This window comes from Pantoea sp. BJFS-204, from assembly GCF_049310725.1.
Taxonomy (GTDB): domain Bacteria; phylum Pseudomonadota; class Gammaproteobacteria; order Enterobacterales; family Enterobacteriaceae; genus Pantoea; species Pantoea agglomerans.
In genome coordinates, this window is the sequence record NZ_JBMOWE010000004.1 from 142,390 (window position 1) to 154,854 (window position 12,465).

General features: G+C 53.7%; 14 protein-coding genes and 1 pseudogene. 4 read left to right on the plus strand and 11 right to left on the minus strand.

Going from position 1 to position 12,465, the window contains the following annotated elements; all coding sequences use genetic code 11:
• Window position 1: 1 nt before the first annotated feature.
• The gene (locus tag ACO6VX_RS13810) at window positions 2-328 is read right to left on the minus strand and encodes a DUF3302 domain-containing protein (protein ID WP_010257107.1); all 327 of its coding nucleotides are present in this window, start codon (window positions 326-328) and stop codon (window positions 2-4) included.
• A gap of 594 nt (window positions 329-922) precedes the next feature.
• Between ACO6VX_RS13810 and pqiB the strand changes: the two genes are divergently transcribed.
• The 3 genes from pqiB (at window position 923) to ACO6VX_RS13825 (ending at window position 3,251) form a co-directional block, all read left to right on the plus strand.
• On the plus strand, window positions 923-2,575 hold the full coding sequence (gene pqiB, locus ACO6VX_RS13815) for an intermembrane transport protein PqiB (RefSeq protein ID WP_192073353.1): 1,653 nt from the start codon (window positions 923-925) through the stop codon (window positions 2,573-2,575).
• 140 nt (window positions 2,576-2,715) lie between these two features.
• Entirely contained in the window at window positions 2,716-2,967 is a 252-nt protein-coding gene (locus ACO6VX_RS13820; protein WP_039387444.1) for a type II toxin-antitoxin system Phd/YefM family antitoxin, read from the plus strand.
• Entirely contained in the window at window positions 2,964-3,251 is a 288-nt protein-coding gene (locus tag ACO6VX_RS13825) for a type II toxin-antitoxin system RelE family toxin (protein WP_010257115.1), read from the plus strand. Before ACO6VX_RS13820 ends, ACO6VX_RS13825 begins: the two co-directional genes overlap by 4 nt.
• Before the next feature lie 273 nt (window positions 3,252-3,524).
• Here ACO6VX_RS13825 and ACO6VX_RS13830 read toward each other — a convergent pair whose 3' ends face one another.
• The 3 genes and pseudogenes from ACO6VX_RS13830 to ACO6VX_RS13840 all read right to left on the minus strand — a co-directional run.
• Window positions 3,525-3,815: a helix-turn-helix domain-containing protein gene (locus tag ACO6VX_RS13830; protein ID WP_022624282.1), complete on the minus strand. Its 291-nt coding sequence runs from the start codon at window positions 3,813-3,815 to the stop codon at window positions 3,525-3,527.
• Window positions 3,812-4,144: a type II toxin-antitoxin system RelE/ParE family toxin gene (locus ACO6VX_RS13835; protein WP_031292300.1), complete on the minus strand. Its 333-nt coding sequence runs from the start codon at window positions 4,142-4,144 to the stop codon at window positions 3,812-3,814. The genes ACO6VX_RS13830 and ACO6VX_RS13835 overlap by 4 nt, the downstream gene beginning before the upstream one ends.
• 118 nt (window positions 4,145-4,262) lie before the next feature.
• A pseudogene (locus ACO6VX_RS13840) lies at window positions 4,263-4,537 on the minus strand (SAM-dependent DNA methyltransferase); the annotation flags it as partial.
• Between the two features lie 177 nt (window positions 4,538-4,714).
• Here ACO6VX_RS13840 and ACO6VX_RS13845 point away from each other — a divergent pair.
• On the plus strand, window positions 4,715-4,906 hold the full coding sequence (locus ACO6VX_RS13845) for a hypothetical protein (RefSeq protein WP_241773195.1): 192 nt from the start codon (window positions 4,715-4,717) through the stop codon (window positions 4,904-4,906).
• 104 nt (window positions 4,907-5,010) lie between these two features.
• Here the strand turns inward: ACO6VX_RS13845 and arnF are convergent, their stop codons facing one another.
• Genes arnF through arnB form a run of 7 tightly spaced genes read right to left on the minus strand, consistent with a single transcriptional unit; the run spans window position 5,011 to window position 12,359 of the window.
• Window positions 5,011-5,376 (minus strand): 4-amino-4-deoxy-L-arabinose-phosphoundecaprenol flippase subunit ArnF, encoded by a 366-nt coding sequence (arnF, locus tag ACO6VX_RS13850; protein ID WP_022624285.1) that lies wholly within the window; start codon window positions 5,374-5,376, stop codon window positions 5,011-5,013.
• Window positions 5,373-5,693, minus strand: coding sequence for a 4-amino-4-deoxy-L-arabinose-phosphoundecaprenol flippase subunit ArnE (gene arnE, locus ACO6VX_RS13855; RefSeq protein WP_022624286.1), 321 nt, complete (start codon window positions 5,691-5,693; stop codon window positions 5,373-5,375). The genes arnF and arnE overlap by 4 nt, the downstream gene beginning before the upstream one ends.
• Window positions 5,693-7,360, minus strand: a complete 1,668-nt coding sequence (gene arnT / locus ACO6VX_RS13860) for a lipid IV(A) 4-amino-4-deoxy-L-arabinosyltransferase (RefSeq protein ID WP_422431652.1) — start codon at window positions 7,358-7,360, stop codon at window positions 5,693-5,695. Before arnT ends, arnE begins: the two co-directional genes overlap by 1 nt.
• Complete coding sequence (arnD, locus tag ACO6VX_RS13865) at window positions 7,360-8,262, minus strand: 4-deoxy-4-formamido-L-arabinose-phosphoundecaprenol deformylase (protein WP_022624288.1); 903 nt, start codon at window positions 8,260-8,262, stop codon at window positions 7,360-7,362. The genes arnT and arnD overlap by 1 nt, the downstream gene beginning before the upstream one ends.
• Window positions 8,262-10,241, minus strand: coding sequence for a bifunctional UDP-4-amino-4-deoxy-L-arabinose formyltransferase/UDP-glucuronic acid oxidase ArnA (gene arnA, locus ACO6VX_RS13870; protein ID WP_397325150.1), 1,980 nt, complete (start codon window positions 10,239-10,241; stop codon window positions 8,262-8,264). Before arnA ends, arnD begins: the two co-directional genes overlap by 1 nt.
• Window positions 10,238-11,221 carry an undecaprenyl-phosphate 4-deoxy-4-formamido-L-arabinose transferase gene (gene arnC, locus ACO6VX_RS13875; protein WP_010257142.1) on the minus strand — a complete coding sequence of 328 codons (984 nt, stop codon included), beginning with the start codon at window positions 11,219-11,221 and terminating at the stop codon, window positions 10,238-10,240. Before arnC ends, arnA begins: the two co-directional genes overlap by 4 nt.
• Before the next feature lies 1 nt (window position 11,222).
• Window positions 11,223-12,359, minus strand: a complete 1,137-nt coding sequence (arnB, locus tag ACO6VX_RS13880; protein ID WP_060678748.1) for a UDP-4-amino-4-deoxy-L-arabinose aminotransferase — start codon at window positions 12,357-12,359, stop codon at window positions 11,223-11,225.
• Window positions 12,360-12,465 lie beyond the last annotated feature (106 nt).

Sequence of the window (12,465 nt, forward strand, 5' to 3'; positions counted from 1 at the left end):
ATCATCGCTCCGGTCGCAGCGGTTTCGAATCAGCCTGTAAACGCTCCAGTTCTGCTACGCGCTGCTGCAGTTCCAGTAATGAAGTGTATTGACTCTGCATCCCCCAGCCGCGCTCAGGACGATAAAGAGTGGCCCAGATCCACAGGAAAGGCCATATGACATGCAGTGTAAACAAACTTACCCAACCTGCAACGTGAATGGCATCGGCATGAGGATGATTACGGGACTTTGCGATTAAATAGGGAATATCATGAAGAACGATAATTCCATAAAAAATAATTATGAAAACGAAGATCAGCATACCCAAAGCAAAATAGTTAAGGAACATAGGTGCCTCTGCTAAATTGGAATGCGAAGTGAAATTAGAACGTCTGCAAGAATGTTTCTATTCGTAAAAGAGTTAACCTGACACACCTTGTTGACAGACGCAATACCAGAAAGTCATGCAGCGCTCAGGGATTTGAGGCACTTCAGCGAGGACGTAGTTGGGCAATACTGTTCATTGGTGATGATTTTAGTGGATTTATTACACTTTAAACGCAGGATTATTCCTCTTTATTTTGAGTCGTTAACCTCCATGATATTGGTAACTGATTGATTTGATTTTATTAAAATAACATGACACGTTGATCACAGATTTGTATTTCTAAAGCTTTATTTAAAAAAATATCTTTATACTTATTAACTATCCTGTCCCGACGTTGTTGCGAATTATCCGATCCATTATTTACTGGAAAATAATAGATCTCCGTTTGATAGTAGATTTTATGATCCTGACTTATTGAAATTTAACGCTTAATGATGAGATTAACTATCATGGCCTCAGGAAAGACCAGCGAATACATAGCCCTGAGATTGAATCCTTCTTCAACAGAACGCCCTGAAAAGTTCAGGTTACTCTGTTCTTACACGAGTCCATACTTTGTCGGATAAGCCGGATAGTGCTCATGTAAACCCCAACAAAAGATGGTCTTCTGTCTGGATCATTCCCTTTGTCACGCTGCTCATCGGTGCCTTTTTATTGTATTACCATAAAAGCCAGCAGGGACCTCTGGTGATTCTGATGACCGAAAACGCACAGGGGATTAAGGCAGGTAAAACCGTAATAAAAAACCGCAACATTGATGTGGGTGTCGTTGAAAGTACCGAGCTTACTGACGATCTTAAGCACGTCGAGATCAAGGTTCGCATGCACACTGGTATGCAAAAACTATTGAACGGCAATAGCGCTTTTTGGGTGGTCAGGCCTGAAATTGGATTCGAGGGGATAACGGGCTTAAGTACCTTGTTCTCAGGCGCCTATATAGCTTTACAGCCAGGTTCTCCGGGGCCAGCGCCGGAACGCTATCGGCTGTCAGATGCGCCTCCCCAGGCCTCACCGAATGCAAAGGGGATCAGAATCACGCTTAATAGTCGTGAAGCGGGGCAACTCATGCCGGGCTACCCGGTTCTGTTTCGCGGCCTGCGTGTCGGGTCAGTCGAGAACAGCCGGTTTGATATGGAAAAAAGGATGATGCGTTATCAGGTTTTTATCGCTTCGCCCTTTGATCAGCTTGTCACCTCAAACGTTCGTTTCTGGAAGAATAGTGGGATTGCTGTGGATTTATCCTCATCCGGGATGCGCGTGGAGATGGGCTCCATCACCACATTATTAAGTGGCGGGGTCAGTTTTGACCTGCCTGAAGGCGTGGCCCTGGGCCAGCCGGTTAAGGGCGTAGCAACTTATACTCTTTATGACGATCTGCGAAGCATCGCGAATTCTCGTTATACCGAACACCTCGACTTCGTGATGTTCTTTTCCGATTCTGTTCGCGGACTTCAGGCAGGCGCGCCTGTCGAGTTTCGTGGAATACGCCTGGGGACGGTTGCTCAGGTTCCTTTTAACTCACCAGAGATAACCCAGAATTTTCGCAGCCATTATGAGGTTCCCGTACTGATTCACATTGAACCCCAGAGATTCATGAGCGGTATGAGGGAAGACTTTGACCTGGAGAAAAAGCTACAGCTGGGTAAAAAACAGGGGTTAAGAGGCTCCCTGAAAACAGGCAGTCTGCTTTCCGGTTCGCTGTTTATCGACTTAGACTATTATGCAAATGTTGCACCCGACAAAGGACCGGATATCGTCGCGGGTTACAAAGTCATCCCCACAACGCCTGGTGGTTTAAACCAGATACAGCAAAAGATTGTGGCTATAGTGGATAAGATGAACAGCCTTCCGCTTCGGCCACTGATTTCAGTTGCGACCGGTACGCTAAAACAAAGTCAGCGCACCATGACAGAAATACAAAAATCGCTCAGGCATATTGATGGATTTATCAGCAGCCCTGCAATGAAAACACTGTCTGAGGATATGCAGCAAAGCCTGCAACAGCTCAGCCGCAGCATAAAAGGTATTCAGCCTGGATCGCCCGTATATCAAAAATTGACGGGGGATATGCAGCGCCTGGACCTTGTGCTCAGAGAATTGCAGCCGCTTCTCAAGACCTTAGATAATAAAAGCAACGCGCTGATTATTCAGGATGCTGCAACTGACGATCCTGTTCCTGTCGGCGCGAAAAAGAGAAATGAAAAATAACCCCATCTTCCGGCATTTCAAATGGCTCATTCAGCCTTTGCAGTTCATCAAACATAGCCATTTGTATCTACCGAAAGAGACTGGTTATCAGGTCTTGAGGCTGCTACTATAAAGACCTTTTAAGCAGTCCTGGAGGCTCTATGCCAAACATTATTTTAAGCGATACCAGCGCCAGCGTAAGCGAACTGAAGAAAAACCCGATGGCCACGGTTAATGCAGGTGACGGTTATCCTGTCGCCATTCTTAACCGCAACCAGCCTGCATTCTATTGCGTCCCGGCTGAGCTTTATGAACAAATGCTTGATGCCCTTGACGATCAGGAACTGGTTAAGCTGGTCAGTGAACGCAGCGGCCAGCGTCTGCTTGATGTCGATTTGGATGCGCTTTTGTGAGTTATACCGTCAAATTCAGGGAAGAGGCTTTTAAAGAGTGGCAGAAGCTGGACAAATCTCTCCAGCAGCAGTTTGCCAAAAAACTGAAGAAATGTTGTGATAATCCCCATATTCCTTCTGCCAGACTACGTGGGATTAAAGACTGCTATAAAATCAAACTCAGAGCGTCCGGGTTTCGCCTGGTTTATCAGGTAATAGACGACCAGCTGGTGATTGCCGTTGTTGCTGTGGGTAAACGCGAGCGCAGCGATGTTTATCATCTTGCCAGTGAAAGGATGCGGTAGGGAGGGAGGGAGGGCTGTGTCCGATGAGTATTGACGTAATTCAAGCGATATTGAAAATCAGACATCTTATTTAACATAATTAGTATTATTCGCACTTCTGCAGATGGCCAATTTGGTAGTGTCACTTGATAGCAGAAATGGCAAGCTATCAGCTTCAGATGGGAAGGGATGAAGACGGTCAGGTGAAAGGGTATAGCCGGTGCATCAGCACCGGGTTTATCCTGCCCCGAAGGGGCTACCGTCATGGCAGTTCGCGCGATGCAAAAAGGCAGCTCAAGCTTCCTCTGGTTCGCTTATCTCAATACTGGTTATGTGCAGTCCGGCATGTGACATCATGCTGACCAGCTTATCAATTGAAAAGCAGTTGATCCGACCTCCTGCCAGCTCGGACACTCTGGGCTGTGAAACGCCCAGCGCAGCAGCAGCAGTGGCCTGATTCAGGCCATTACGTTTAATCCAGCTATTCAGGCGGCCTACTAACTCGGCGCGGAGTTTCATATTTTCCGCCTGCTCTGGCGTTTCGCTAAGAGCGTCCCACACATTATCAAAAGTCTGAATATTCATTTTTTACGCTCCTCAACCAATCGGCGATAACGATTTCGGGCAAGTTCTACGTCACTCTGGCTGGTCTTTTGTGTCTTTTTCTGGAAACAGTGCAGCACATACACGGCTTCTTCAAATTTGGCGACATACATGATCCGGAAAATGCCGTCATTACCCCGGATTCGGATTTCACGTGCTCCCTGACCTACCGTAGCAAAATGCTTCCAGTCGTCCGGCTCCAGTCCCTGCTGGATCAGGTCAAGCTGATACCCTGATGCGGTCCGGGCCTCTTCCGGGAAAGCCCGTAGATCCTCAAGACTGCTGTCAATAAAACTGATTTTCTTACGCATCATCACCTCATTATACGAAATTTCGTATATTGTGCAATTTCTGCATTACTCATGCACCCATACAAACCCGTAACCACTGCTTCCCTACCATGTAGTTTCCTGCTGTTTTGTCCATGGCCTACATTGCCCTGATAAAATCCAGCATCGCCTTGATCCGGCGCTGGCTTTGAGACATTCTTCAAAATCGTTGAGATAGTAAGCCGGTGTATAGCGCACCCGGTTAAACTCCAGCGTCAGCGTATTACCGGTGACAACCTCAGCTGCAATGCCCAGCAGGGAAAGCTGTATAAACGCCATATCCACCGTGACAGGATCAATATCAAATCAACTGACGGACATCTGAACTGATGGATTAAATCCGGCTTCAATCAGGCAATCTGCATAAGGTAGCATCGGTCATGTGGGTGTAATTAAGCAGGCGGAAGTAACGCACACCGATACGGGCATAAATGTCCGTTATCCCGCCGCAGTACATTTCTGCAAACATGAACGTTTCACAGTCCCCGTTCTCATTGCATGCCTGTTTCAGCGGATAGAGTCTCCCCAGCGCATCAGTAAGCGATGAAAGAGATGGGCAAGCCCGTATCAGAGTGCATGATGGTGGCTGCGCACGGCTGGGATGTGGGTGGAGCAAAACGTGCAGACATGAAAACTGCATTTATTACCCGCAAAGGACAGGCACTCTACCCGCTGGCACCTGCACCCGATCTAATCGTCAGTGATATTGGCGAGCTGACTGCAAAGATAAAACCGCTTTGCTGACCCGCCGTTTACCGCAAATACTTTAATGCCGCGAGAGTTACTCGCTGCCCGAAAAGGCTAATAAAAGGCGCAGTTGATGCGCAAACGCTAACGTCATTCTTAAATCAGGGCTTAACCACAATACACAGCAGGCCGATGACAATAATCACTACGCCCGCCAGGCTGTGCCAGCTGAACGCCTCATGGAATACCGGCAGACAGACAGCCACCAGCCACACCAGCACATAACTGAGGCTGAGCAGCGGATAGACGCGGTTCAGCGGAAAATAGCGCAGCGCCCTAATCCAGCAGAGCATCGAAATTCCATAAGCACCCAGCCCGGCCAGCAGCAGCAATGCGGGCAGCAGGGCAACAGCAGGCAGCGACGTTATGCTGCTGACATCGGGCAGTCGCGGCATCGCCCAGCGCATCATCAGCTGTGCCGCTGAGACCAGCAGCACGCTGCATGCGACCCATCCATACCCTTTCATAGCTGGCTCGCCATCAGCGCCACACCCGTCACCACCAATAGCGTGCCGGCGATCTGGCGCAGCGTCAGGCGCTCGCGCCAGAGGATGCGTCCTGCCAGCGCAACGAAAATGAAGTTAAGGCTCAGCATCGGATAGGCCTGGCTGACAGGCACCCGCTGCAGGACCAGCAGCCAGAGAAGCATCGCGACACCCAGCAACAGCACGCTCACCCCAATCCAGCTTAAGCGGACCCGGCGCGATGCCGCGTGAGTCGCCTGTTTCTGGCACAGTTGCGCGCTGCAACTGAGCAGACTGACCAGTACAATCAGCAGCAGCATCACTTCATCTGACTGTAATAGAGGCAGACCAGCCTGCCCTGGCGATAGACGGCGTCCGGCACCGGAACATCCTCGCCGATATCACTGTGTACTGAATCAACCAGCAACAGCAGTGATACGCTTCCCGTACGGCGATGATCGGCAAGCCAGCCGCCGAAGTCCGCCTGAGAGACAAAGCGGGATTGCGCATCCGGGTAGCTCAGCCCATATTCCAGCTCGCCTTTGGTGTCATAGAAGCCGATATCGCTACGTTGCAGATGCCAGGCTGCGGCAGATGCCACGCCGGGATTGTCCGCCAGGATAAAGTGACTTGAGGCCAGACGCAGGCTGATCGTCGAGACAAAACGCTGCGGCTGTTTGGCGTCGCGGATTTTATCCGGGATTGCCGTACCAATAAACAGGGCGACGCCCAGCGGGCAAAGCGCGGCCGCCAGCCAGCGGCGCTGTGCAGAGCGGCAGCTATATGCGCCCACCAGCCCCCAGATGAGAAATGCCAGTGCCCCCAGCGCAAGCTTCAGCATCTCGTGCGTGGCGAACAGCGGATGATGCGTCACACTCCAGGGAGCGAGCACCAGCACGACCGTTGCCAGGGTAATGATGCCGAAAATCAGGTTGAGCCCGCCATTGACTGTTAATGCGCGCCCTGCCCGCTGTGCGGCGTTCAGGCCATAGTGCGCCATCAGCAGCGACAGCGGCACAAAACAGGGCAGGATATAGGTTGGCAGCTTGCCTTTCGCCAGGCTGAAAAACAGCAGCGGCATCACCGTCCAGCTCAGCAGATAGAGCGCGCCGGGATGCTGCTGACGCTCGCGCCAGCCGGTCATCAATGCGCCCGGTAACAGCGCCAGCCACGGCAGCGTTCCCAGCAGCAGAACCGGCAGGTAATACCAGAAAGGCGCTTTGTGCTGGGCATTGTCCTCAGCAAAGCGCTGAATATGCTCAACCCAGAAGAAGTAGTGCCAGAAATCCGGTGCCTGATGATAGATCGCCAGCGCCCAGGGTGCGCTGATCGCCGCGGCTGAGAGTAGAGCCAGCGGACCGAAGCAGAGCAGTTCGCGCAGTCGCTGCCGCCAGATCGCCCAAGGCAGAATCGCCAGCACAGGCACTGCCAGCGCCAGAAAGCCTTTGGTCATAAACCCCATGCCGCAGGCGAGACCCAGCAGCAGATAGCCGCCCGCCCGCCCGGCGCGTCCGCTGGCCTCCGTCGCCAGCCAGAAGCTGCACATCGCGGCAGCCAGCCAGAGCATCAGCATCGGATCGAGCACCGCATAGGTGCCAACGCCATAGACCAGCAGCGAACTGAGGAAAATAATCGTGCCGACGGCAGCCGTGCGTGCCGAACCAAACAACCGCCTGCCGAGCCAGTAGATCAGCACGGCGGTCATCGCCGTGGAGAATATCGATCCCGCCCGCACGCCAAAGTTGTTGTGGCCAAACAGCCACTGACCCAGCGAGTTGACCCAGTAACCCGCAATTGGTTTTTCAAAATAGCGCAGACCGAAGAAGTGTGGCGTCACCCAGTTACCGGTTGCCAGCATCTCCCGGCTGATCTCCGCATAACGGGTCTCATCCGGCTGCCAGAGATCGCGGAACATCGGCGGAAGCAGGTAATAGAGAATAAAAAAGCTGAAAAAAAGTAGCCACTTCGTGTTGTTACGTATCCGCACTAGTTCGCCTCTTCAGTCAGTTTCTGGCAGCCCAGCCACCCTTCCCGTCCGGGGATTTCGCCTCTGACCACCCTGCCCACCGGCAAGGTACTTAGATCGTCGGGCAGCAGCTCGCTTAACGGACAGAACTGAATGCCGTGACGGTCCGCAGCAGCCAGCAGCTGGTCAAAGTCCGGGTAGCCGATAATCCCTTCGACTTCGGCATGCACGGTGTAGACCGCCCCATCATCAGAAGAGAGCATTTTCGCCAGAATGTAGTCGTTATAGCCTTCTGCGCTGACCTCGCGGCCAACCACTTCATCCCATGTGGGCAACGTCACCGGAATCTGTACGGTACCGATCTGTCCATCCGGCAGCATGGGCCGGAACGGGCCGCTGCCGCGACAGTCGCTGTTGTAGTGAAAGCCAAAGTCCTGTTTGGCGGCGATCACCCGGCCATCGGCTCGCCAGCCCGCGACGGCCGAACAGCTGACAGGATGACCGAGTATCTCACTCAGCGTTTCGGTGCCACGTGCTATCTGCTCAACCAGCTTATCCTGCGGCCAGACACCGGCCCAGGTCTGCCAGGCAAAATGGTCCCAGGCGTGCAGACCGACTTCGTGCTGACGAGTGGCGTCCTGCATGATGTGCCGCAATCTCCGTCCCATCTGTTTTCCCGGCCAGGCCGTTCCGGCGAGCAGGATGTCCCAGCCATAGAGAGACGCGGCGCGGGAGCGCAGCATCTTCATAAGAAACGCCGGTTTCACCAGCCGCCAGAGATGGCGGCCCATGTTGTCTGGTCCCACGCTGAAGAAAAAGCTGCCCCGCACCGCATGACGCCGGAACAGCTCAAGCAGCGCCGGCACGCCCTGCTTCGTGCCGCGCCAGGTATCTACGTCAATCCGCAGACCGATCTTCTTCATCACTTATCAGCCTGTGGCTCAACGGTGCGCAGGAAGAAGTCGAGCGTGTTGTCGATAGTGACATCCATCGTCACGGTCGGTGTCCAGCCGAGCAGGCGACGCGCATTGCGGATAGCCGGTTTACGGTGCTCCACATCCTGATAGCCTTTGCCGTAGTAGCTGCTGCTTTCTACTTCGCGGAAACCGGCAAACGGCGGGAACTGGCTGCGCAGCGGATGACGTTCAAAGCTGGCCAGCAGCTGCTCGGCCAGCTCTTTGATACTGGCTTCGTTGTCCGGATTACCGATATTGATGATCTGACCATCACAATTCAGCTGTTTGTTTTCGATAATGCGGAATAGCGCCTCAACGCCATCCTGAATATCGGTAAAGCAGCGCTTCTGTTTGCCGCCGTCAATCAGCTTAATGGGCGAGCCTTCTACCAGGTTAAGAATGAGCTGGGTTATCGCGCGGGAACTGCCGATGCGCGCTGCATTAAGGTTATCCAGACGCGGTCCCATCCAGTTGAACGGACGGAACAGGGTAAAACGCAGCCCCTCTTTTTCGCCGTAGGCCCAGATAACGCGGTCCAGCAGCTGTTTGGATACCGAGTAGATCCAGCGCTGTTTGTTGATCGGCCCGACGACCAGATTAGAGCAATCCTCATCGAAGCTGTCATCGGTACACATGCCGTAAACTTCTGAAGTGGATGGGAAAATGATGCGCTTCTGATACTTCACACAGTCGCGAATGATTTTCAGGTTCTCTTCGAAATCGAGCTCAAACACGCGCAGTGGATTGCGGGTGTACTCAATTGGCGTGGCGATGGCTACCAGCGGCAGGATGACGTCGCATTTTTTGATGTGATACTCAATCCATTCGGAATGGATAGCGATATCCCCTTCGACGAAATGGAAGCGCGGATGATCCAGGAAGCGGCTGATCGCGTCTGAACTGATATCCAGGCCATAGACCTCGAAATGCTCATCCTGTAACAAACGCTCAGTGAGATGATTACCGATAAAGCCGTTAACGCCAAGGATCAGCACGCGGGTACGACGTTGCAGCGCTGACTGCGGTTTTGAATAGAGCAGTGCGCCAGGGACGATGCCCAGACTCTGCGCCAGCTGGCTGCCATTCATGTAAACGCCATGCTCGGACTGGCCGGTCTGGATTTCCAGCGCGCCCTCGCCACAGGCGATCAGGAATGGCTGCTTAGAAAGTACCGTCCCTGGCTTTGCCTGATGCTGCTGCGGATGAACCCGGCTCTTCCAGACGATAAATTTAACCGAACCGGCAAAGGCGAATGCGCCAGGCCAGGGATCGGTAACCGCTCTGACCAGATTATGAATCGTCTGAGCAGGCTGATTCCAGTCAATGCGGCCATCTTCAGCCGTGCGACGATCTACCCGTGTCGCCTGACTTTCATCCTGTGGCCACTCACTCACTTCACCCTCACGCAGGCGAGGTAAAACGTCGCCGAGCAACTGCTCTGCAGCCTGGGTTAGTTTACGATGCAGCGTCAGCGCGTTGTCCTGATTTTCAATAGCGACCTTCTGCTGCGCCAGAATGTTACCGGCATCCGCGCGCTTAACCATGCGATGTAGCGTAACGCCCGTTTCAGTTTCGCCGTTGACCAGCGCCCAGTTCAGCGGTGCCCGGCCGCGGTATTTTGGCAGCAGCGAGCCGTGCAGGTTAAAAGCACCCTTTTGAGCGCATTGCAGGATCTCATCGCTCAGCAGATGGCGATAGTAGAAGGAGAAGATCATCTCTGGCGCCATGGTGCGGATGCGGTCAAGCCAGATCGGGTGATTCGCCTCGTCGGGTGCATAGACCGGAATGCCATGCTCTGCCGCCAGACGGGCGACTGAGCCGAAAAAGTGGTTTTCGGTCGCCACATCGTTGTGAGTAAAAATGGCGGTGATCTCATAGCCTGCACTCAGCAGCGCATTGATGCCGACACAGCCCATGTCGTGATAGGCGAAAACAACGGTCTTCATGATTGAATATCCTGTACTGAAGGCTCTTCTGGAGCGTGAACAATGCGTTGAACGAAATAGCGCGGACGCGCCCGAACGTCGTTATAAATGCGCCCGATGTACTCCCCGAGCAGTCCCATACCCACAAACTGGGCGCCGATAAACATGAACAGCACGGCGAACAATACGAAGACGCCGTCACCCGCCCAGGCCGCGCCAAAAAAGAGTCGCAACACGATCAACACCAAAGAGAAGGCGAAGCCGGAGAGCGCAATCAGGCTGCCGACCACGCTGAGCAATCGCAGCGGCGTGGTGGTCAGACAGGTCACCAGGTCGTACATGAGGTTAATCAGGCGCATAAAGCTGTATTTCGAATCGCCAAAAGCGCGCTCGGCATGGATCACCGGCAGCTCAATGGTGTGTCGGGCAAAGGTGTTGGCCAGGATCGGAATAAAAGTGCTGCGTTCGTGACAGTTGAGCATCGCCTCGACGATGTGGCGACGGTAGGCGCGCAGCATGCAGCCGTAATCGCCCATCGCCTTGCCAGTGACCCGCTGAATCAGCCGGTTGAGCGTGCGCGAGGCCTTCCGACGGAACCAGCTGTCCTGGCGCTGCTGACGGACGGTACCCACCACGTCATAACCCTGACGTGCGGCGTCTACCAGCCGCGGGATCTCTTCCGGCGGGTTCTGCAGATCGGCATCCAGCGTAATAATCAGATCGCCACGAACCTGGCTGAATCCGGCCATGATGGCGGAATGCTGACCGTAGTTGCGGTTGAGCAGCACGCCGGTTATCCGGCTGCCGGGAACGGTGGCGGCCTGTTCAATCAGTTCGGCAGAACGATCGCTGCTGCCGTCATCCACCAGCAGAATTTCATACTCAATCTTAATTGAGTCACAGGCGGCGCAGGTGCGCTGAAGCAGCTCCGGCAGACTCTCCTGCTCGTTATAGACCGGGATGACCACGGAGAGCATGTTGATCGGTTTGATATCGCGCATCTCAGGCTCCGGCAATGTCATGTAAAGCCTGAATCACACGTTCGACATCCTGATCCGTCATTGACGGAAACAGTGGAATCGAACACATCTGCTGGCTGTTAAGTTCACTGGCGGGAAGACGTAAATCGGGATAGTGCTCGCGATAATATTTATGGGTATGCGCCGCACGGAAATGCAATCCGCTGCCGATATCCCGCGTCTTCAGTGCCTGCATAAAGGCATCGCGCGACAGACCGCAGCGCTGTTCATCAATGCGAATAATAAACAGGTGCCACGCATGCTGATGTGGCCAGGCGGGCAGTGACAGCGGCGTGAACGGCAGCGTGCGCAGCGCTTCAAGATAGCGTTCAGCAATCTCACGGCGGCGGGCAATAAAGCCCGGCAGTTTCTGTAACTGCACCAGCGCAATCGCCGCGCTGATATCGGGCAGATTATATTTAAAGCCCGGCATCATGACTTCCGCCTGCGGCAGACGCCCCTGGGTATGACGATCAAACGCATCCACCGCCAGGCCATGAAACTTCAGGCTGCGTATACGATCGGCGAGAGTGGCGTCATCGGTCACCACCAGGCCCCCTTCCGCGCAGGTGATATTCTTGATGGCGTGGAAAGAGAAAATCGCCGTACCACGATGCCCGATCGGTTTTTGGTGATATGTGGTGCCCACCGCGTGAGCCGCATCTTCAATAATGGCAATCCCACGCTGCTCAGCCAGTTGATAGATTGACGCGAGATCGGCAGGTGCACCAGCGTAATGCACCGGAATAATCGCGCGGGTGCGGGGCGTAATCGCCTGCGCTATCCGGTCCGGCGTGACCATCAGGTTGTCGGGATCCACATCAATCATCACCGGCGTGGCACCCAGAAGCGTGATCAGGTTCAGGGTAGAGACCCAGGTCATGGACGGCGTGATCACCTCATCGCCAGGCCCGATCCCCATCGCCATCAGCGTGACATGCATTCCGGCAGTGGCAGAGCTTACTGCAATGGCGTGCTGGTTGCCGGTCATCTGAACAAAGGCCTGCTCCAGTTCGGCGCATTTTGCCCCGGTCGTTATCCAGCCAGAGTCAAATACCGCTTTAACAGCAGCCAGCTCTTCATCACCGAATGAAGGCCGGGAAAATGGCAAAAAATCCATGCTAAAACTCCTGCAGATCAAACCCATAAGCTGTCGCGCGTTGTTAATCAGGCACAACGCCAGAAAATAATCGAAATAGCGAATGACTCACAGTCGGCCAGGGTGT

Coding starts and splice junctions, on each gene's coding strand:
- ACO6VX_RS13830 (WP_022624282.1), bottom strand. CDS start 3,815: ATGAATATTCAGACTTTTGATAATGTGTGGGACGCTCTTAGCGAAACG.
- arnA (WP_397325150.1), bottom strand. CDS start 10,241: ATGAAGACCGTTGTTTTCGCCTATCACGACATGGGCTGTGTCGGCATC.
- ACO6VX_RS13835 (WP_031292300.1), bottom strand. CDS start 4,144: ATGCGTAAGAAAATCAGTTTTATTGACAGCAGTCTTGAGGATCTACGG.
- arnB (WP_060678748.1), bottom strand. CDS start 12,359: ATGGATTTTTTGCCATTTTCCCGGCCTTCATTCGGTGATGAAGAGCTG.
- arnD (WP_022624288.1), bottom strand. CDS start 8,262: ATGAAGAAGATCGGTCTGCGGATTGACGTAGATACCTGGCGCGGCACG.
- arnC (WP_010257142.1), bottom strand. CDS start 11,221: ATGCGCGATATCAAACCGATCAACATGCTCTCCGTGGTCATCCCGGTC.
- ACO6VX_RS13810 (WP_010257107.1), bottom strand. CDS start 328: ATGTTCCTTAACTATTTTGCTTTGGGTATGCTGATCTTCGTTTTCATA.
- ACO6VX_RS13820 (WP_039387444.1), top strand. CDS start 2,716: ATGCCAAACATTATTTTAAGCGATACCAGCGCCAGCGTAAGCGAACTG.
- arnF (WP_022624285.1), bottom strand. CDS start 5,376: ATGAAAGGGTATGGATGGGTCGCATGCAGCGTGCTGCTGGTCTCAGCG.
- arnE (WP_022624286.1), bottom strand. CDS start 5,693: ATGCTGCTGCTGATTGTACTGGTCAGTCTGCTCAGTTGCAGCGCGCAA.
- ACO6VX_RS13845 (WP_241773195.1), top strand. CDS start 4,715: ATGGGCAAGCCCGTATCAGAGTGCATGATGGTGGCTGCGCACGGCTGG.